Origin of the sequence: Fontibacillus phaseoli, from assembly GCF_003337355.1 — a bacterium.
Classification (GTDB): domain Bacteria; phylum Bacillota; class Bacilli; order Paenibacillales; family Paenibacillaceae; genus Fontibacillus; species Fontibacillus phaseoli.
Genome location: NZ_QPJW01000015.1, coordinates 86,975 through 108,007 on the forward strand (window position 1 = coordinate 86,975; position 21,033 = coordinate 108,007).

Annotated in this window: 16 protein-coding genes and 2 rRNA genes; 2 read left to right on the plus strand and 16 right to left on the minus strand. The window is 47.4% G+C overall.

All coding sequences use genetic code 11. The annotated features are described in order from the left end of the window. Positions 1-79: 79 nt before the first annotated feature. Entirely contained in the window at positions 80-3,505 is a 3,426-nt protein-coding gene (locus DFP94_RS25790) for a carbohydrate binding domain-containing protein (RefSeq protein ID WP_114498767.1), read from the minus strand. A gap of 390 nt (positions 3,506-3,895) precedes the next feature. Here DFP94_RS25790 and DFP94_RS22725 point away from each other — a divergent pair, with 390 nt between their 5' ends. Beyond that, positions 3,896-4,153 (plus strand): GlsB/YeaQ/YmgE family stress response membrane protein, encoded by a 258-nt coding sequence (locus tag DFP94_RS22725; RefSeq protein WP_114498768.1) that lies wholly within the window; start codon positions 3,896-3,898, stop codon positions 4,151-4,153. 58 nt (positions 4,154-4,211) lie between these two features. Here DFP94_RS22725 and DFP94_RS22730 read toward each other — a convergent pair whose 3' ends face one another. From DFP94_RS22730 to DFP94_RS22785, 12 genes are all read right to left on the minus strand, one after another. Beyond that, on the minus strand, positions 4,212-5,804 hold the full coding sequence (locus DFP94_RS22730; protein ID WP_114498769.1) for a response regulator transcription factor: 1,593 nt from the start codon (positions 5,802-5,804) through the stop codon (positions 4,212-4,214). Then, complete coding sequence (locus tag DFP94_RS22735) at positions 5,761-7,176, minus strand: ABC transporter substrate-binding protein (protein ID WP_114498770.1); 1,416 nt, start codon at positions 7,174-7,176, stop codon at positions 5,761-5,763. Before DFP94_RS22735 ends, DFP94_RS22730 begins: the two co-directional genes overlap by 44 nt. Before the next feature lie 16 nt (positions 7,177-7,192). After that, positions 7,193-8,914 carry a sensor histidine kinase gene (locus DFP94_RS22740; protein WP_114498771.1) on the minus strand — a complete coding sequence of 574 codons (1,722 nt, stop codon included), beginning with the start codon at positions 8,912-8,914 and terminating at the stop codon, positions 7,193-7,195. A gap of 83 nt (positions 8,915-8,997) precedes the next feature. Beyond that, positions 8,998-9,861, minus strand: a complete 864-nt coding sequence (locus DFP94_RS22745; protein ID WP_114498772.1) for a carbohydrate ABC transporter permease — start codon at positions 9,859-9,861, stop codon at positions 8,998-9,000. Further along, positions 9,858-10,817, minus strand: a complete 960-nt coding sequence (locus DFP94_RS22750; RefSeq protein ID WP_114498773.1) for a carbohydrate ABC transporter permease — start codon at positions 10,815-10,817, stop codon at positions 9,858-9,860. Before DFP94_RS22750 ends, DFP94_RS22745 begins: the two co-directional genes overlap by 4 nt. 97 nt (positions 10,818-10,914) lie before the next feature. Next, on the minus strand, positions 10,915-12,267 hold the full coding sequence (locus tag DFP94_RS22755) for an ABC transporter substrate-binding protein (RefSeq protein ID WP_114498774.1): 1,353 nt from the start codon (positions 12,265-12,267) through the stop codon (positions 10,915-10,917). Between the two features lie 180 nt (positions 12,268-12,447). Continuing rightward, a complete protein-coding gene (locus DFP94_RS22760; protein ID WP_114498775.1) occupies positions 12,448-14,079 on the minus strand; it encodes a formate--tetrahydrofolate ligase in 1,632 nt (543 codons plus the stop codon). 152 nt (positions 14,080-14,231) lie between these two features. Continuing rightward, positions 14,232-15,095 (minus strand): ABC transporter ATP-binding protein, encoded by an 864-nt coding sequence (locus DFP94_RS22765; RefSeq protein WP_114498776.1) that lies wholly within the window; start codon positions 15,093-15,095, stop codon positions 14,232-14,234. After that, positions 15,001-15,822, minus strand: a complete 822-nt coding sequence (locus DFP94_RS22770; protein ID WP_114498777.1) for an ABC transporter ATP-binding protein — start codon at positions 15,820-15,822, stop codon at positions 15,001-15,003. The genes DFP94_RS22765 and DFP94_RS22770 overlap by 95 nt, the downstream gene beginning before the upstream one ends. Next, on the minus strand, positions 15,823-16,626 hold the full coding sequence (locus DFP94_RS22775; RefSeq protein ID WP_114498778.1) for an ABC transporter permease: 804 nt from the start codon (positions 16,624-16,626) through the stop codon (positions 15,823-15,825). After that, positions 16,623-17,570, minus strand: a complete 948-nt coding sequence (locus tag DFP94_RS22780) for an ABC transporter permease (protein WP_181873268.1) — start codon at positions 17,568-17,570, stop codon at positions 16,623-16,625. The genes DFP94_RS22775 and DFP94_RS22780 overlap by 4 nt, the downstream gene beginning before the upstream one ends. Further along, positions 17,570-19,165, minus strand: coding sequence for an ABC transporter substrate-binding protein (locus tag DFP94_RS22785; RefSeq protein WP_114498780.1), 1,596 nt, complete (start codon positions 19,163-19,165; stop codon positions 17,570-17,572). Before DFP94_RS22785 ends, DFP94_RS22780 begins: the two co-directional genes overlap by 1 nt. A 150-nt stretch (positions 19,166-19,315) precedes the next feature. On the opposite strand from DFP94_RS22785, the gene DFP94_RS22790 reads away from it, so the two are divergent. Next, the gene (locus tag DFP94_RS22790) at positions 19,316-20,071 is read left to right on the plus strand and encodes a class I SAM-dependent methyltransferase (protein ID WP_114498781.1); all 756 of its coding nucleotides are present in this window, start codon (positions 19,316-19,318) and stop codon (positions 20,069-20,071) included. Positions 20,072-20,147: 76 nt separating this feature from the next. On the opposite strand, the gene DFP94_RS22795 is transcribed toward DFP94_RS22790, so the two are convergent. The 3 genes from DFP94_RS22795 to DFP94_RS22805 all read right to left on the minus strand — a co-directional run. Then, the gene (locus DFP94_RS22795; protein WP_114498782.1) at positions 20,148-20,426 is read right to left on the minus strand and encodes a hypothetical protein; all 279 of its coding nucleotides are present in this window, start codon (positions 20,424-20,426) and stop codon (positions 20,148-20,150) included. A 208-nt stretch (positions 20,427-20,634) separates the two neighbouring features. After that, positions 20,635-20,751: ribosomal RNA gene (rrf, locus tag DFP94_RS22800) — 5S ribosomal RNA — on the minus strand. Between the two features lie 187 nt (positions 20,752-20,938). Further along, positions 20,939-21,033 (minus strand): 23S ribosomal RNA (locus DFP94_RS22805); the annotation flags it as partial.

Sequence of the window (21,033 nt, forward strand, 5' to 3'; positions counted from 1 at the left end):
ATACAGGAAAATTGAGACTTAATTGCTAGGTTAGCGTGAGCATAAAAAAGAACCCCCGAGAGGGTTCTTTTTTATAGCATTATGCCGCCAAGCGGTTCCACCATTTGGTACTTTGCAACCCATAAGCCGATGAATCCAAGGTCTGCCCCTCTTCTGCCAAGACACCCGGATTCGCCGTATTACCCTGTTCCGTTTCAGTCTGGGGGTCTATTTCCACCGGAACATTCGGCTCTGCCGGAGCATCGGGTACTATTATGGAATCAAGCCCGGTCGGAGTATCCGACGCTGGAGCGGATGCCGGAGCGCCCGGTTGGATGTTACCAGAACCCATGTAGGTCCACGTTCCAGCGTTGAAGTAATAATTTTTCCCGTTGTTGCTGTCCCATTGTCCATTTCCGTTATTGAAACAAGCCTCCATACGGGTGGCATCACCAATAACGACCGTAAGCTTGCTGTATCCCGTCACTTCCGAGGCTTCCATCGCTACCCCCGGCGCGGCTGTCCACGCACCGCCTTCAGGACGGTAATGCAAGTAAGGTGTGCCGAAGCCATGCTTATAGTACACCGTCACCGTATTGGTAGCTGTCGGATTAGGTGCTCCTTCGACGATCTGACCATTGCCTTTGTAAGTCCATGTACCCGTACCAAAGAAATAATTCCTCTGATTGTTGCTGTCCCACTGTCCGTTCCCGCTATTAAAACAAGCCTCTAAACGGGTTGCCGTTCCGATATCAATCGTCAGCTTGCTGTATCCGGGAACTTCGGAAGTTTCCATTGCCACTCCCGGCGCAGACGTCCATGTACCTCCTTCCGGACGGTAATGCATGTAAGGTGTGTTAAAGCCATGCTTATAGTACACCGTCACTTTGTTTCCGCCCGTTCCGGCAGGCGCGGTAGTTACTTCCAATACTTCACTTGGATCCGACTCATTGTTGGCGGCATCCCGGGCTTTAACGGTATATAAATACGCCGTTTCCGGAGAAAGTCCCGTATCCGTAAAAGTGGTGGCCGCGGAGCTGCCGACTTTGGCCCCATTCCGGTAAATATCATATCCGGTTACCGCGATATTATCGGTCGCAGCATCCCAGGCCAAAGTAACACTCTTATCGGTCGCCCCTGTGGAGCGCAAGTTTCCGGGTGCCGTTGGCGCGATCGTATCTCCTCCCCCATCCGGATTGGATTCATGCCAAGTTCCGTCATACCACCCTTCGGCGCTTCTTGCGAATCCCGGCTGACTTTGCCCCGGATTTTGCTTGCCGCTTCCGTCACGGAAGATCACCGAGACGCTGTCAACGCCATCGATCTTATAGGAATACCAATCCCCGGTTTCTTTGACCATGACCGGTGCAGTAGCCCAGGTCGGCTCGGTCACTTTAGGCGAAGTACCGTAATAGTACAAGTACGGGCTCCCCCAGTCTGCCGGTTTCTTAAAGTGAATCGTCAGTCCGGCATTAGGATCCTTCTTGGTGTATTTGTACTGCTGCGTCGATACCCCTTCCTCATTTTCTGCGTACAATCTCAATGTAGTAAAGTCATCGAAATTCATATCTTCACCGATTGTAATTTCGGTTCCGTCCGTGAAGCTGATTCCTTGCTCCGGAGTACTGCCGTCCAAGGTATATTTCCCGCTATCCGCCTTGTTCAAACGAAGCGTAATCTTCAAAGTCTCCGTCTTAAAGGTCCCGCCGGCAGGTGAGGCCGATAGGATCGGGAGCTTGGTTTCCGCTCCTTGCTCGATTAATATCAATCCGTTCGCCCCTGGCGTAAAGGTCGCAATGCCGCCGCTTACAAGGGTCTCATTACCGGTGTAGACGTCACGGACCATGGTGCCGTCAGGGAATGTCGAAGCTACGTTCACATTCGTTGATCCCGCTGCGCCTACAACGATGACCACCTTATCTTCGATTCCGTTCTTGCTATACGCCCGTTTAAACGTGTAAGGGCTGTCACTGATTTTTTCATGGCTGCCCGCCCCCACGGCGATATGATTGTTCCGGAACTGGCCTACCTTTTGCCAATGTGACAATACAGTCTGATTCAAGTTGTTCCAGTCCATCGACGAACGCGTTCCTTGCTGCGGATCGGAACCCGTCGCGCCAAAAGCTCTGGCCGATTCATCGCCATAGAACGTCTGAACGCCGCCAGGCAGAAGAAGCAGAGCCGTGCCGGCTTGTATTAATCGGCTTCGGTCGTACAACCGCGTATCATGCGAAGAAATATAGCTCAGAACATTAAAGTTTGGATCGCTATTGATTTTGGAGGCATAATCCGCATAGATCCCTTCCAGCGAATTGATATTGGCATCCTGGAACGAGAAATTGATGATCGAGTCAAATCCGTTATTGAAATACTCGCTTTTCCCTACCCCATGGCCCCATACTTCACCGGTCATCCAAAAGTTGTCCGTCCAGTCCGCGCCCGGCTTATCGGGATTCTTTTGTCGCCATCTTTCGAGCGCGGCGCTGCTCTCGTTTTTAAGCTGTTTCCACCGGTTTAATTCCACATGCTTTGCCGTATCCGCCCGGAATCCGTCAATCCCGAACTCTTCCACCCAAGCCGCCAGCCACTTGCTCACGTAGTCGGCCGGAGCCACGCCCAAGTCTTTGCGCAAGTTTTTGGCCGAGGGAACAATCCATGGCTCGTATCCGCCGGTCTCCTTCCCCCACTTCGTTTGCAGGAGCGGAGGAAGACCGATGCTGTTCGTCACATTGGTGCGGAAATCCGGTAAGCTGCCTACGCACTGCGTCAAATCGCTACCGCCGCAGCTTTCATAACCGGCGATGCCGGCACGCACCCATCCGCCCCACCATTTGGACCAAGCGGAGGAATCGTTATAGTTAATAATGTCATGGTAGCTGTGCCAGGTCTGACCGCTGCCCGGCGTCCAGCCGGCACCGATGCCGTTCCTTGCGCCAAAGCTATATTCCTCCATATCCTTCAAGGTTGCATAGCCCGGGTGGTTCATAATCACGTCTAGCACGACCCGAATTCCCTTTGCATGGGCCGTATCTACGAATTCGCGCATCTCTTCTACAGTGCCCATGTTTTTGTCCATCGTAGTATAATCAAGTGCATAATATCCGTGAAAACCATAGTGCGCAAAGTCCCCGCCAGTTCCTCCGCCGACCCAGCCATGCATCTGCTCATACGGTGCCGTAATCCAGATTGCATTCGTGCCAAGCTCGGTAAAGTATCCTTCGTTCAGCTTCTGTGTAAGCCCTTTCAAGTCGCCGCCATGGAAAGTACCTATATTTTTCCCTGTCGCATCGACGCTTGGTCTGCCGTAGGAATTGTTATTACCGGGGTTTCCGTCCTTAAAACGATCCGTCATTACAAAATACACGTTAGCGTTATCCCAACTGAATGGTTTATTTGTAAGCTCAGGTAAATCCCCTGCTGCTGCAGCGGCTTTTTGAGGCTGAAGGGCCGGTAAGACATAGATGGAGGTGACCAGAAAAACAAGGCTAAGAAATAGGGAAGTAATCCGTGTAAATCTTCTTATCACGTTATTGACTCCTCTCAAAATTTAATGCAAACGTTTGAATTTTTGTAAAAAATCGTACCGCCTTGACTAATTCAGATCAGTATTTCGCTATCATGTCATATGCAAACGTTTGAATTTTTTCTTTGATAAATCCCCCCCTTTTTTCTTATGTACACCTTCGCAACTTTCAAAGCAAGATTGTAAGCACTTACATCTTTAATCATGTTAATTTTGTTTAATATTGGAAGATGTTCAAACAAATTGTATCAGATACTCCCTCCCTCTGTATACATTTTTTACAGGAACAGGACATCCACATCCAAAAACAGGAATAAAGTCGGATTGTTTAAAAAGCCTCTCTTTGGTTAATAGTAAACGACAAGCAAATTAATAACTAAGAGGTGATACAAAATGGGTTTCTTATGGTCTTTAATCATTGGTGGCGTAATCGGATGGCTTGCAGGTCTAATTATGGGCAGAGATATCCCCGGCGGTATCATCGGGAATATCATTGCAGGTTTTATCGGGGCCTGGCTGGGCAGCATGATTTTAGGTAATTGGGGGCCGGTAATCGGTGACTTCTACTTCATTCCGGCGTTGATCGGCGCGGTCGTTCTAGTATTTATCGTGAGCCTGATTATGGGTTCGATGAGACGAGGACGCTCGTAAGAATACTTTGAACAATAAAAGAACCGCCCCAGGGCGGTTCTTTTATTGTTTATATCTCTCAAGCCGTCTCGTCCCGATACTCCGAAGGTGTCATTCCGGTGACCTTCTTAAATACCTGAGTAAAATAACGCGGATCCTGGTAACCTACCAAAGGAGCGATCTGGTACACTTTAACCTGGCTATTCTTCAAAATATATTTAGCTTTTTCAATCCGGCACTGAGTTAAATATTCCAAAAAAGTGTAGCCGGTCACTTGCTTGAACAACATGCAGAAATGACTGATACTGAGATCCGCAATTTCGGAAACTTCTTCGATGCTGAGATCCTTGTGGTAATTATTAGAAATGTATTCTTGCGTTTTAGCGATAACCTTATTGATATTTTCTTTGGGCTGGGACTCCTTGCTTTCCCGGATCCAGTTCCCGAGACTGAATTTGAGTACCCCGATCATCTCGCTCAAGGTGCCCAGAGAATGGAGTTCCTGCAGCAACCCTTCAAGCGACCATTCCAATAACAGTCTCATTTGCTCGAATTCGCGGTATAGCACGACCGATAATTCTACGATCATCCGTTCCGCAGTTTCTTTGGTGAAAGCCTGGGTTTCGATATATGTTTTCGTCTCGTCCAGCAGGATCAGCAGACGTTCATTGTCCAGCGTACGAATGCATTCAAGCATTTTGGCTTCAAGATGTTTCGGGTACCTGGCTTCCCGGGTTGCTCCCAGTTCCGGTGCCGGATCCACGAATACGCCTTCCCGGTCGCTATAAAAGCGCTGATATAACGCATTCACTGCGCTCTTGTATGCTTCGCTCAACTGCTCGATGCCTTCCGCCGATTGGCTGAACCCAATAGAACAGGACAGCTTGGTATTGATTTTGATTTGCTGGATAATATCGTTTCCCAAACTTTCTCTCCGGTCTCTTAAAGACCCCGGAAACAACATAACCCATTCTCCGCTATGAAAAGGAAACACCGTCAGCGCCCCATGGGCCAGGGACCATTCGCTTAAGATGTTACGGATCGCAAACAGCCACAGCCTTCTCTCTTCCATAGACCAGTTTTCGTACAATTTCATATAGTGATCCAACTGGAGAACCGCTACAAAATAGTCCTCCTGAAATTCGCTGCTTTCCAGCCACTGCATATGCCGCAAGTGATTATCGCTAGGATTGCCCTCTAAAAATTCCGCGAACATCCGCTCTCTCGCCAGCATGGATAGGACTTGTACCGAATGAAGCAACTTGTCGTTTTCCGACTGTTTTTCCAGAGTCTTTTTGGCCCGCAGGATCATCTCAATCAGCTCGTCATGGTCGATCGGTTTGAGCAGATAGTCAAACGCGCCTTCCCGCAGCGCTTCCCTGGCGTATTCAAATTCCCCGTATCCGCTGATAAAAATAAACAACCGCTTGGCGTTCTCCGCCACCACTTCCTTCATCAGGCTAATCCCGTCAAGACCCGGCATGCGGATATCGCTGATGATCATATGCGGAGAAAGCTCGCGGACCAGCTTGAGCGCATCCTCCCCGTTCCTCGCTTCGCCCACGATTTCCAAATCCAGCTCATTCCACGGAATGGCCACCTTCAAGCTGCGCAAAATAATCGGCTCGTCATCGACGAGTATAACCTGGTATTTCGCCTCTTTGGTTTCCATAAGACTCCTCACCTCCTGACCCTTGATCATCCGGCAGTAAACTATTTCGCTGCTTCCAATATTGCTTTGAGGCCGCTTGTATTTGATCCAAAGCTACGTTCGGCGCTATCTCGCCGGAGATAATCTCTTCTATGACCTTCAAGTAGGTTTTATTCACTTCTGGCGACAATACATTGTCGTAAGCAAGGAAAATACTTTCGCTTTGTTCCATTAATCGCACCACCTGCTCAAAGACGGGACCTGTTTTTTCGGAGTCGAAAGAGATTTCCATCGAAGGGATGCGAAGCCCTTCATACACGATCCGCCTCTGGATTTCCTCGGTGTAAAAAGCTTGCATGAGTTCCAATGCAGCTTCCCGCTTAACCTCGTCCAGATTCGAGGAAAGCGCAATTCCGATCGTATAGCCGCCCGCCATCGAGCCTTGCTGATCCGGAGACAGCGTAGGAAACGGAATCACGCCCACCCGGTTCGGAAAATCATCCGGTTCCTCCCCATTGTGGAACAGATTGATATCCCAACTCCCGTTTACGTACATGGCGGCTTTACCGGAAGTAAACAACCCGATCGCTTCTTCGGTGGACAGATCGTTAGCAGGTTCGCTGAATGCTCCTACAGATACCCAGTTTTTAAAATGCATAAACGCCTGTAGATAAGCGCTGTTGTTGAAACTTTCATCCTCATCGCCTCGGGCAAGTGCATTGATCATCTCGGGACCGGCGTAACGGTCCATGAAATAATGGGCAAAAATCGCAGCCGGCCAGCGCTCCTCATTACCGAGCGCAAAAGCAATGTACCCTTTTTCCTTCAACAGTTTCACCGCGGCATCCATTTCATCAAGCGTTTTGGGCGGTGAGATGCCCAACCTTGCGAAAATTTCTTTGTTATAATAGAGCGGCTCTGCGTGGCCCTCCAAAGGTAAGCCGTAAATGCGGTCATCATAGGTCCATAAATGAAGATCCTGGAATTTCCCCTTCAAGCCGTTATCCTGGACGAAATCCGTTAAATCCATTAAGCGATTGGATCGTACATAAGGCTCTATTTCACCACCGCCGAACAGTACGAACATATCCGGCGCCGTGCCCGTCACCATTTCGCCCTTAAGCTTTTGTTCACGGTGAACGGTTTGATCTACCCCCTCGAAATTCACCTTTACGTTGGGGTGGGATTTTTGAAATGAATCTACCACTTCTTCAAAAATGTGCAGCATCTTCCGGTCATGTTCCTTAATCCAGAAATGACGAAAAGTCAGCGTAATCTTCTCGGTCTGTTTCTCTTCAATCGGTTCGCTGCCGTTTAATGAGATAATCAATACCGAGATGCCGAGCACCACGGCATACATGACAATCCAGCCCCAATTCACAAACCATTTCACAGTTGTCTTCCCCCCTTTAAGTAATGATCTTCGGAATTCGGATTCGGATGATGGACCCGAAGCCGGGGGAAGAACATATCATGATGCCGTAATAACCGCCGAATCGGATGCTTAACCGCTCATGGACATTTTTCAGGCCAACTCCGTTCTCCCGGTATTTCTTCAAGTTGTTGCGGTCCTTGCTCCACAAATGCATCAGCGTCTCCTGATCGAATCCCGGACCGTTGTCCATGACATCAATGAGGATATCCCTGTCTCCGTCCCGGGCGGTAATCGAAATGAAACCTCTGCCCTCCATAGGTTCGATAGCATGATAAAGCGCGTTTTCGACGATAGGCTGTACGATAAGCTTTTGCGTCTTGTAATACTTCAGCGATTCCGGAATTTCGATTTGATAGGAAAACTTGTCTTCAAACCGGAACTTCTGAATATCCAAGTAATGCCGGACATGATCCATTTCCATGGATAAAGGAATCAACTGCTGGTTTTCGCTGATACTGATCCGCAGCAGCTTACCTAGCGACACCACCATTTTACTGATATCCCTGTTTCCTTGAAGCACAGCCATCGAATTAATCGATTCCAACGAATTATAAATAAAGTGAGGATTGATCTGCGCGACCAGCGCCTGCAACTCCACCTCTTTTTTTCGTGCCTGCTCTACCTGCACCTGTTCGATCAACTCGGAAATTTGCGTGCTCATCCGGTTGAAGCCGTCCATCAGCAAATCGGTCTCGTCCTCAGCCCGCACCATGGGCGGAATGGGCACAAAAATCCCTTGCTGCACCCGTTTCATCCCGTTAACGGCGCCGATGATGCTCCGGACCAGTCTTCGCACAAAATAACGGTCGAACAAAAACGCCGAAATCAAGGAGACCAGCACAAGAATCACGGCGATATTGCGAATATTATTCGACTCCGACGCAATCAGCTTGCTTGGGGTAATCGCTACCAGATACCAGTCCTTGTTATGGGAAGGCAAATAAGTAATCAACGATTTCTCGCCCAAATATTTATCCACATAATATCCTTTTCCGTTCATTTCAACATCGCTCAGAAAAGGAAAGTCCGTACGTTCCCCAATATGCTCGCCCGATTTGTCAAATACGATATTTCCCTGTTTATTGACAAGCAAAATATCCCCCTGTTTAAGCATGGCGGCATCCCAAAACACTTGATCCAAAATATCCGGCTTTACGTAAATCACGAGCGCTCCGATATCTTCCAGCGAATAATAATCTTTGACGATGCGTGCCTGGATCAAAACCGGCTTCCCCGTGGAGGCGCTGCCATTTTCGCCCGGGCCGATCCAGATCGGACGCCCTTCCGCGGCTTTCATCGCCTCATACCAGTCTTGATGGCTTAACGAATCGAATGTCATCACTTCATTGTATTGGTATATCAATTTGTCTTTCGAGTAAAGTCCGAATGAGCTAATCATCGGGTGATCGATAGATTTGTTAATATCTTGTCTTTGGTCGTAGGTGACGACAAATGTAGGCTCCTTCAAGGTCTCTTGAATGACCGGTTGTGTTATCGCCGAGTTCGAGTTGGTCGTTATTTCGTTCAAAGCATATTTCAGCTTGCGGTCCGTTTCCAGCAAGGAAACCCAATAGAAGTTGGTTGATTTTTTCTCCATGGCATTGGAAAAGCTGAAATACGAAATCGAGCCCATCAAAATAACCGGAATAAACACAAGAAGAATAATAGCCAGCAAGATTTTCCGACGGAGCTTCATTAGCGCCCTCCCTCCACAATCTCCTATCTCTATTATTCTTCATTATGCTTCTTATTTCCTTGCGGTGCTATGATTTAGACCGCCTAACTTTTTATCGCTCCGGAAGTGAGGCCTGCAATCACCCAGCGGCTGAACAACAGGAAGACGATAAGCAGCGGCAATGTCGCCGTAAAGGTGGCCGACATGATCATTCCGAAGTCCAAACCGTCCTTGTTGGTGAACAACTGCTGCAATGCGATTTGAATCGTGTAGTTTTCTTTGTTTTTCAGCACAACCAGCGGCCAAAAGAAGTCATTCCAAACGTTCATAAAGTTCAAAATCCCGAGGGTTGCCATAGCCGGCGTTACGACCGGAATAGCGATATTCCAGAAGATCCGGAAATGTCCGCCTCCGTCGATCCGTCCTGCTTCAATGAGTTCGGAGTGGACCGCCGAGGAAATATATTGACGCATCCAGAATATTCCGAATGCATTGACCATGGCCGGAACGATCAGTGCTTTGTAGCTGTCGATCCAGTGCAATTTAGCCATAATGACGTACTGAGGAAGTACGCTCAATTGTGCCGGTACAAGCATCGTCCCGATGACAAAGACAAATAGTACTTTTTTAAGCGGGAACTCGTATTTGGCAAAAGCGTAGCCTGCCAGTGTACAAAGGAATACGACTGAAACGGTTACCGCCGAAGAAACAACGACCGAATTGATCAGTGCCCGGAAAAACTCTGTCCGTTCTAAAACGCGCGAGAAATTGTCGAAAAACTCCAGTCCCGGCGCCAATAGCGGTGGCATTTGAAATGCTGCATCTTTATCATTCGTAGCGACGACGAACATCCAGTAAAATGGAAATATGGAAACGATAGCCCCGATAATCAGAGCAAGGTAAAAGAAAAACTTCGCGATCATTCCCGGCTCATCCGGTTTTTTCCTGCGTAATGCGACTGTACTCATGCTTTTCCCCCCCCTGTGTCTCCGCCCATACGGCTAGATAGCATCATATTAAGTAAGGAGAAAAGAATTGTGGCGAACAACAGCAGAACCGCCGTGGCAGCCGCCGTGCCGAAGAATCCGTTTTTAAACGCTTCATTGTACAGGTAGGTCACCATTGTAACGCCTTCCTGACGTGTGGAACCCGTACCGGATTGTCCAAGGAAAACATAAGGTTCCGTAAACAGTTGGAGTGCCCCGATGGTCGAAACCAGCGTAACGAAAAGGATAAAAGGCCTCAATAACGGGAGTGTAATATAAATTAATTGCTGCCCACGAGTCGCACCGTCAATTCTGGCCGCTTCATAAATATCCGTTGGAATACTTTGCAGACCAGACAGGAAAATAATCGCGTTATATCCCATCCAACGCCACATAACCATCGTGGAAATAGCAATTTTAACGCCCCACCATCCCGAGTTGAAAGGAACGCTATCCAAGCCGAAGGAGTTCAGAATCCAGTTTACCATCCCGTTGTTGCCAAACATGGTACTGAAGACCAGCGTAACGGCAACGATCGAAGTGATGTTCGGCATAAAATAGAAAATCCGGAACGTATTCTTGAACCTGTTCATGGCTGAATTCAGCATGACCGCTACGAAAAGCGCCAGGATAAGCTGCGGTACAGTCCCCATAAGGGCCATGATGAGCGTATTACTGAAAGAGATCCAGAACGTCGGATCGCCGGTAATCAACTCGTAGTTTTTGAAGCCGACATATTTCATCGGTCCGAGCGCGTCCCATTTGAAGAAGGACAGGTAAATCGTAAACAGAATCGGATACAGTCCGAAGATGGCGAAAAGGAGAAAAAATGGCGAGATAAACGTATAAGCCGTTAGCTGGCTTCGCCTTCTCTCCGTCCAGTAAGGCCGTTTCGGCGGAATTTGCTGGGCTGGGGTAGCTGTAACTGTGTCAGCCATGAATGCACCTCCAGGAAGTAATTGATAAATCCGAATTCGCAGGAGATGATCGCCCTGCGAATTCGGATGTTGGATTCATATATTAGAATCTCTTGGTCTAGCTGCGATCAACGAGCGCCTTGATTTGTTTCATAGCGCTATCCCATTCTTTTTGCGGATCCGCTTTTTTCTCAAGGACGTTCTTGAGCGCGTTTTTGATAATGGTATCGGCTTGGTCATGAAGCGGTCCGTAATAAATCGGTTTTACGGACTGGGCCGCTTTCGCGTAAGCTTCGGATGTAACCTGACCAGCGAAGAATTCGTCTCCTTCTTCCGTGAAAGCCGGATCTTCATAAATGGCCGGAATGGTTGGGAACAAACCGCTGTCTTCGAACGATTTCATTTGGTTTTCTTTATTCAGAACCCAAGAGATGAATTCATATGCTTCTTTTGGATGTTTCCCCTCTTTAGGCAGCGTCAGGAAGGAACCACCCCAGTTACCTGCGCCTTCAGGCATTTGAGCGATTTGCCATTTGCCTGCGGAATCTTTTGCGTTTTTGATTGTACCAGCGATCCAAGCAGGGCCAAGCATAACGCCGAAATCGCCCTTATTGATCGCATTTTGCCATTCAGGAGCCCAGAGTACATAGTTCCCGATCCAGCCTTCTTGAATGCCCTTAACCGTAAAGTCATACGCTTTCTTTACTTGCGGGTTGTCAGCTCCAATAAAGGAACCGTCTTCCTTATTGAAATAAATTTGGCCGTCGGATTGGTCACGCAAGCCATTGTAGACGAGGTCTGTCAAGTCTGCGAACGGTTTACCGGTTTTATCCTTGAAAGCTTTGGCAACGGTTGCAAACTTATCCCAAGAGTCGATTGCAGCGCTGAATCCGTCCGGATCTGTAGGTAACCCGGCTTTTTCAGCCAAGTCCGTACGGTAGTAAACTACAGTTGGACCGATGTCTGTAGGAAGGCCCAGTTGAACGCTACCGTCTAACGAAGTAACTTGTTTCCATTTCCAGTCGAGATAGTTAGCCTCGATATCTTTTGCACCTAGATCATACAAGTTGTAGAACTTGTCGGTGTTGTTGATAAAGCGTTCAACGAAGGCGATTTCAAGTTGGAAAATGTCGGGAGCGCCTGATCCCGCGGACAACGCTGTTGTCAGATTGTTGTGATGAGCCGTTTGGTCGGCCGTGTTCTGGAATTTGAAGGTAACGTTAGGATGTTCTTTCGTATATTCCTTAGCAAGATCCTCGTAGTTCGTTACACCCAGCGACCAAAAAGTAAGCTCGACTTTTTCCGCCGGTTCAGTCCCAGCGTCATTCGTTTTTTCACCATCGTTGGTCGTGGTAGCTGCAGGTGCGTTTCCGCCATTGTTAGCCGTTTTGTTGTTTCCTCCGCACGCAGCCAAGGAAGCAATCATCAGAACAGCTATCAGCAGAATCGCCCAAGGTTTGGTTCTCTTCATTGCTTAATAACCCCTTTCTAAAACTCTTATTTTCATTATTAGTCTAATGGAAACGCTTTGAACTTTTGAGGAGGCAATATTGCGATTTATGGTGGGAATTTTTATGATTGAAAATAAAAAAACCGATCCTCTCACCCTTGGCGGGCGAAAAGATCGGCTATATTTTAAATATGATATCCCCTACAACAATCCGGCTACTTCACCCTGTTCATTGAGATGAATGCGCTCCGCCGCAGGGACTTCTGGCAGTCCGGGCATAGTAACCACATTTCCGGTATGCACGACGACAAAACCTGCACCCGCCGACAATGTCACGTCCCGAACCTGTACGGTAAAGTCTTGCGGTGCCCCAAGTAATTTACCTTGATCGGAAAAGGAGTATGGCGTCTTCGCCATGCATACGGGCAGATGACCGAAGCCCTGGTGCTCTAGATCACGGATTTTGGTCTCGGCTTTAAGCGTGAGTTTAATGCCGTCGCCCCGGTAAATTTCCTTCACAATGATTTCTATTTTTGCTTTGATGTCTAAGCCATCGGGGTACAGCGGCGAGAAGCAGGAGTCTTCCCGCTGGAGCATGTCCCGCAGCGTCTTCGCCATTTGTTCTCCGCCCCGGCCTCCATTCGCCCATACATCGGAAATTTCCGCTTGAACGCCTAACTGGCGGCATTCCTCCATAATAAACGAAACTTCCTCCTCCGCATCGTTAGCAAAATGGTTAATCGCCACCATCACCGGTACGCCAAATTTCCGAATATTCTCAAGGTGCCTAGCAGCGTTTAGCATGCCCTTTTGTAATGCTTCCATGTTTGGTCGATCAAGTTCAGTCTTAACGACGCCTCCGTTATATTTCAGCGCCTTAACCGTAACTACCAATACCGCGGCATCCGGCTTTAACCCGGCTTGCCGGCATTTAATATCAAAAAATTTCTCCGCGCCAAGATCAGCTCCGAATCCGGCCTCCGTCACTACGATATCAGCCAGTTTCAGCGCGGTTTTGGTGCCGATGACACTGCTGCAGCCATGGGCGATGTTCGCAAACGGCCCGCCGTGGACGATCGCCGGCGTTCCTTCGGCCGTCTGCACTAAATTGGGCTTGAGCGCCTCCTTCAGCAGCACGGTCATCGCATCCACGGCGCCAATTTGCTCGGCGGTAACCGCCTCATCGGACATCGTGAAAGCGACGACCATTCGGCCGAGGCGTTCTCTCAGGTCTTGTCGATTCTCACTGAGACATAGCACCGCCATGACTTCGGAAGCCGTCGTGATCATAAACCCGGATTCATGTACATTCCCGTTCCCTTCGCCGAGTCCAACGACGATTTGCCGCAAGCTCCGATCGTTCATGTCCATCGCCCGTTTCCACAAAATCCGGTTTGCGTCGATTTGCAGCGCATTCCCTTGAAATATATGGTTGTCGATCATGGCCGCTAACAGATTATGTGCCGAGGTGATCGCGTGCAAATCGCCCGTAAAATGCAAATTTATATCCTCGGACGGCATCAGCTGTGCTTTATTACTGCCCGTCGCCCCACCCTTCATGCCGAAGCATGGGCCTAACGACGGCTCCCTCAGCGCGGCAATCGTCGGTACGCCGATCGCGTTGAGCGATTGTGCGAGCCCAATCGTGGTCAGCGTTTTCCCTTCCCCCGCAGGCGTAGGATTCATCGCGGTCACCAGCACTAATTTGCCGTCGGGCCGCTTCTCTAAATCCTGGCGCAGGCTTAAATCTAATTTGCCTTTATAACGGCCGTACATATCAAGATATTTCTCCGCAATCCCGAATGATTCTGCCACTTCCAAAATTGGTTTCATTGCTGTTCAGCTACCTCCAGCTATAACATTCCTGTAATCTAAAGAAAATTCAAACTCTATTGTACATGAAGTAGCTGGGAATATACGTGACGGAATTGACAATCCTAGCCATTAAATGGGCTCTGCAAATATACAGGATAGAGTGCATTCCTCTATCCTGTTGATTTATTATCGTGGGTTGCATACTGCTTCCACGTTGTTTCGAGCGATTCGGTTGATTTAAGCAACGTGATCGTATAGATGTCTCGTTCCTCCTCATTATGGAGGGCGGAAGTATTAAATTGCTCTACCTTTTTCCCGTCTTTCATAACCAGAATATCTGCACACAATCCGGGTACAAGCGAGAGATCATGGGTAATGAAAAGAAGGGACAGTCCCCGTTCCTTCTGAATGGACATAAGCAGTTCTATCATTTGCTGCTGTAATACAATATCAAGGCTCGCGACAATTTCATCACAGATCAATAGTTTAGGACTAATGATCAGGGCTTTTGCCAAGCAGGCTCTTTGATACTGCCCCCCGCTTAATTTACCCGGCCGATGTTTAAGAAGATCCCTATGAAGACCCACTTTGTTCAGATATTCCAGAATTTTGTCTCTACGCTCCCTTCTTTTCAAGTTTGTAAAGTTAATTAAGGGTTCTTCCAGACACCGGTACAGGCTCATCGCCGGATTTAGTGTTGAGGCTGTATTTTGAAACACAATCTGAATATCACTATACCATTCTTTATACGATTTGATTCCTTTGCGGGGCAAGCTTCGTTCGTTAAATAAAACCTGACCCGATGTCGGTTGTTTTAATGCCATAATAAGTTGGGCAAGCGTTGATTTACCGCTGCCGCTCTCACCTACGATCGCTAAGGATCCTCCATCCTCGATAACAAAATTGATATCGCTCAGAATAGGTCTTCCGTTGATTTCTTTACAAAGCCGTTGAACTTGGAGCATTTGGCGAATTGCCCCCTTTGCTAAGAATCCTTTGAGATCGATACCGGCACAATTGTTTGGTATATTCATGCTCCGGCCGCCCTAATATTCTCTCCGTACTTCCCTGCTCTATGATTTCTCCTGAACGCATAACCCCAATCGTGTCCGCTAGATAGCTGGAAAGGAGTAAATCATGAGTAATAAACAACATGCTCATTTTCAAATCCCAAATTAAATGCCGCAACAGGGATATAATTTCCGCTTGGGTGGTCACGTCAAGGGCACTCGTCGGCTCATCGGCGATGACGACCTCCGGTTTTGGCAAAAGCGCCATCGCGATCATTACGCGTTGATTCATTCCACCGCTCAGCTCATGAGAATAACTTTTCATCACCTGTGCGGTATCTTTCAAGAGCACGCGCGACAACATTTTCTCCGCTTGCTTCTCGGCTTCATATCTGGAAATCGGCAGGTGACTGCACATCAGATCGCTAAATTGCCTGCCGATGGGGATGGATGGATGCAATGCTTGTTCAGGATGTTGAAATATGGTACCGATGTGCTTCCCCCTGATTTGACGCCAGCTTTTTTTGGATAAAAGATTCAGGTTTTGGCCGCGAAAGAGGATATCGCCGGACATATGCAAATCGGCGGGAAGCATTCCTAAAATAGCTTTACTTGTCAGCGTTTTACCGCTTCCGCTTTCTCCTAACAAGCAATGGGTTTTCCCTGATTCCAGAGAAAAACTGCTGTCATGTACAAGCAGTTGCCCCTCTGCACTTCTAATGCTCAGATTTTTTATTTCTACTACGTCCATTTATTTCCCCTTCCTGAGCCGCTCGCCCACAATCTGAAACGAGCAGGCTGTTAGAAAAATCATTAAGCCCGGGAAAAAACCCATCCAAGGTGCAACTTGCAAATAATTTTTCCCATCCAGCAGCATAACTCCCCATTCAGGGGAAGGAGGCTGTGCACCAATTCCTAAGAAGGATAAACCGGATAAAGTCAAAATTACCTTGCTCACATCCAGGATCAGGATGGTTCCAATCTGCGGAGCGATATTGGGTATCATGTGTCTAATCATGGTCCTCATTCCAAATGATCCGCTTACCCTGCTTGCCATAATGTACGGCTCCTTTTTAACATCATGGATCAAACCTCGGATGAGTCTCACGTACTTGGCCCACCAAGAAAGAATAACCGCGAAATAAACATTCTCCATGCCAAAACCAAGAAAACCAACAACTACGATGGTGAGAAGGACACTCGGCAATGCGGTAAATATATCGGTTACACTCATCAGCAGCATATCAAGTTTATTCCCCCAGAAGGCGCTCAGTGTGCCGACGAAAAGTCCGATCAACATGACGATGCTGAGAACAACAAAAACAGGAAACACGGAGTCGCCGATCCCGTGTATCACGCGACTTAACAGGTCTCTCCCTAAATAATCCGTTCCAAATGGATGAGAGAAGCTTGGCGGAAGAAGCTTTTGTTCAAGATTTGTAAAGAACGGATCATAAGGTGAAAGCCATGATGCAGTGAGCCCCATAAAAAGGAGCATCGCAATAAATAACAGCGCGGCTGCCGAAAGCTTATTGACTCGAATGATATTCATCATATTTCCCACCTCTGCTTATCCAAATGAATACGCGGGTCGGCTAAGTAGTATAGAATGTCCGCCACAAAATTGAACACAAATATAAACGCGGCCACCAGAAGTACGCTCCCTTGAATAACCGGAAAATCACGGCGATAAATAGCCTCCAGCATATATTTACTGAACCCCGGAAAACTATAAATCGTCTCCGTGATGATGGAAGCTCCAAAAAAGCCCGGCAAACTAGTCGCCACCAACGTCAATACTGGAATGTACATAGAGCGAAGCAAATACGATGGATAAAAGATATAGGGACGTAAACCTCTAGCTCTTGCCGCTTCAATATAAAAGAATTTACTGTATTGAATGGTATATGACCGTATCATCCGGATAAAGTAAACACTTTGTACCAGGGAAATAGCCGTAATCGGAAGTACATAATGCAGCCCTGAAGAACTGCCGACAACCGGAAGAATGGGCCATAGAACACCAAAGGTATACATTAGAAGAATGGCCAGCCAATATAAGGGCACTGACAACCCTAAAATGGTTACCGAATAAACGACTCGATCAGGAATCGAGCCTTCATTTAATCCCAGCCAAATTCCAATCGGAATGGAAAATACCACCGTAATTAAAAAAGAGCCTGAAATGAGTCTGAACGTCGGCTCTAAACGGTTCATGATTTCATTTACCACCGGTTCCCCGGACATAAATGAATTTCCGAGTTCTCCTTGAAATATCTGAAATACCCAGACAAGATATTGCTGAATAAACGATTGATCAAGTCCCCATTGCTCCTGCAGATTAGCTACCAGCGATTGCTCCGGCCCCCCTCCGATTTCGAGCAGCATCATGGACGCCGGATCACCCGGCGCCAGACGCATTAATGTAAAAACAAACAAGGAAAACAAGACAAACATAAGCACGAGCATCAACAGACGATTGATGATTGAACGTAACATTACTGTGCTTCTTTCTTCAAATGATGCCATTTCAGCGGATTGTCTTCAATTGCATTGAAAGCAAAGCCGACAACATCGCGCTTATGAACAAAGGTTTGCTTCGTATAGTACATCGGTACCGACATAACTTCTTCATGCATGCGCAAAAACACTTGGTCGAATAGCGCCTGCTGCCTGTCGACAGAGACCGTGTCGGCAATCTGATCCAGCAGGTCCGACAATGGAGCGTCTTGAAAAGCAACACCCGGTGTAGATGACGAATTGTAGAATAAAGAGGACAGGAACCGGTACGGCAATTGCGCATCCGCATAAGTTCGATACATAAGAAGGTCGTAATCCTTGCTGCTCCATAACGTATCGTAGTAAGCCGCCCGTTCCTGATTCACAATGTCGACTTGGATACCTATCTGCTTCATGTTATCCTGAAAAATTTCAGCCATTTCCTTCCACTCCGGATATTCTTCGGTTTGAATAACTAGTCGAAGCTGTAAGGCACGTCCATCTTTCTCATAGAGATGGTTTTTCTCATTCCATGCATAACCCGAGGCTTCGATCAATGGTTTGGCTTTCCCCGGATCGTAAGAATAGAAAGGCTGATTATCATCCGTTACAAACGCAACTTTTTGTTGAAACAACCCTTTAACGGTTTCATCGGATCCGTTCCTATATTTACTGGTATCATTTCCATAATTAATGGCCTGGCGTATGTTCTTTTCCGACAGATCTGCATTGTTTTGGTTTAGAACTAAAAAATAGGACATGGTACTGGATCCTGTTTCTATCACAAACTTCTCGTTATTCTGAAAAACACTTAAACTTTCCGCGGGAACATTGCCAAGTTCCCCACCGGCAAGATCCACCTCTCCGGATTGAAGAGCTAACACCCTCGCCTGAGGATCGGTAATAACCTTAAAAACCAGTGAATATTCCGATGGATTTTCCGCCCAATAATACTCGTTAGCCACCAGTACGGTTTCGACCCCTTGTTTATAGCTGCCTATTTTCCAGGGGCCCGTTCCAATCGCTTGTTGAAAGGTTCCGTTCACATCTCCCGCAGGAGTTACCGAGTTTGGACTCATAATCCGGAATGGCCTAGCCTGACTAAGCTCATAAAGCACTTGAGTTGCGGTTTCTTTAAAAGTAAGCACGACCGTCGAATCATCGGGAGTTTCTATTGTTTTAAGCAAACGGGATATTTCAAGCGTAGCGTTCTCTTCCCTACTAATCGCTCTCTCCAAGGAAAACTTAACTGCTGCGGCATTCAATGGACTGCCGTCCGAGAATTTCACTTGTTCTTTCAGATGAAAACTGTAGATTTTTCCGTCATCAGAGACTTCCCAAGATTCAGCCAAGCTAGGGGCAAGTTTACCTTCCCCTTCATATTCCACAAGCGCATCATATACAGCGGCATGCGTATGTCGCGATCCATTGTAGGTTGCGGCATCAAGTTTATCCCCTTCAGCATCCTGCGTTACCGCAACAACGATTTGCTTGCTCTCTTCTTTGCTGGAAATGATGCTTTGTTCTTGGGAGCACCCCACAAGCAAAGCCAATATCAAAACAACTATAACACTGCATCCAGGTGTCCTAAACATCCTGCTCCTCCTAATTCTCTTCTATAATGTTTGCAATTAAACAGCTGCCATTGCCATTATCACTTGCATACTGAGTAATCTTTGTATATTATTAATCGTAATGATTACGTTTTGCAAGACATTTTTTTAAAACTAAAGGAGAACAGGCTAATGACTGAGCATAAACTGGCACAACAATACCGTGAGTATTGGGACAAAGGTGCGGCCGTCTATGATGAAATCGTGGATGCCGAATTTGCAACCGATAAATATGAACAATGGAACGCTATTTTAAGTAATCTTTTATCCGGAAAAAAGAATTTAAACATCCTTGATGTTGGAACGGGGCCTGGATTTTTCGGAGTTTTGCTTAGTCGTATGGGGCATCAGGTCACTGCCATTGATTCCTCGCCAGAAATGGTGGCAAGGGCTCATAAAAACGCGCAAAAATATAACTGCGATATAAAGATCATTAAGACGGATATTATAGAATATAAGCCGGAAGACACCTTTGATATCATCATTTCCAGGAATGTCACTTGGTTCTTATATAATCCTGTCGCCGCTTATCAAAATTGGTATGAGATGCTCAATGACGGGGGGCAAGCAATTATTTTTGACGCCAATTGGAATTTGTTTTTGAGTGACCCGCAGGAGGCGGAGCTTTTTCGGAAAGCTAAAGAGGAAGCGATTGAGCAAGGCTACTTGCCCTACCGCGAAGAGAAAGATATTGAAGAAGGTGATCAATTGGCGCTTACCTTACCATTGACCTACGTGAGAAGACCAGGATGGGACAGCGAAATGCTAAGATCTATTGGCTTTAATAAAACCCACGTCCATCAGGGATTTGATACTGAATTATACACTCCGGGAGAACAAGTCCTAAACCGTCACAGACCCATGTTTGCCATCGTTGCCGAAAAGTAAGATGTAGCTGTTTCACGTAACGGATCGTAATGACCTTATTCGGATGAATTGAACCGAATAAGGTCGTCTGTGTCCTTTACAAAATGCATATCCCTGTTTTGTGCGAATAAGGTCTCTGGTATCCGTTAGCTTCATAGTCTTGGGACAGCGGCATTTTCGCCTCGTGCGCCGAGATCGGTCTGGTCGCAGGCTCGCAGCCAGCGCGGGCACGATTTGAGGCTTTAGCGCCGCCGCGCTCGAAAGGCGGCCGGCCTTGCGGCATTGAAGCCCCGCCGGTAACCTTGCCTCTGGCCAAAATAACATCGTGCCGCGAAACCTCGGCAATACCTACAGAAATACAGTTATTAAGGAGCATCCCGGACGGTTTTCAGAAATTCCTGCAAAAATGCAGGCTTGAGCGCCCATTCCCCCCTGTGGCTCCAAAACCGAAAAAACACCTGCATTTTTTGCAGATTTTTGACTCAATAATCCCCTGCCCCCGAAAACCCCTGCTCTTCTGCAAGTTTTTCTTCACACAACAGAAAGAGCACCACCGATAACCTCGGTGGTGCTCTTTCTTCGTTGCTTGGCGGCGTCCTACTCTCCCAGGACCCTTCGGTCCAAGTACCATCGGCGCTGGAGGGCTTAACGGTCGTGTTCGGGATGGGTACGCGTGGAACCCCTCCGCCATCGCCACCAAACATGATTTTTCGAAGCTTTCGCTTCTCGAAATCGCTGCGAGAAAATATCAATCCTTATAAAAGGCATGCAGCTTAGTTCAGATGTTTTGATCACCTGAAAACTGGATACGAAACGTGAATTTGCGTGTTAGTCTCCTGAAGTGCTCATTTCGGCTTATTCAGCCTGACGCCACTTTTTGGAGTTGTTTTGGATAAGCCCTCGACCGATTAGTACCTGTCAGCTCCATACATTGCTGCACTTCCACCTCAGGCCTATCAACCTCGTCGTCTTCAAGGGGTCTT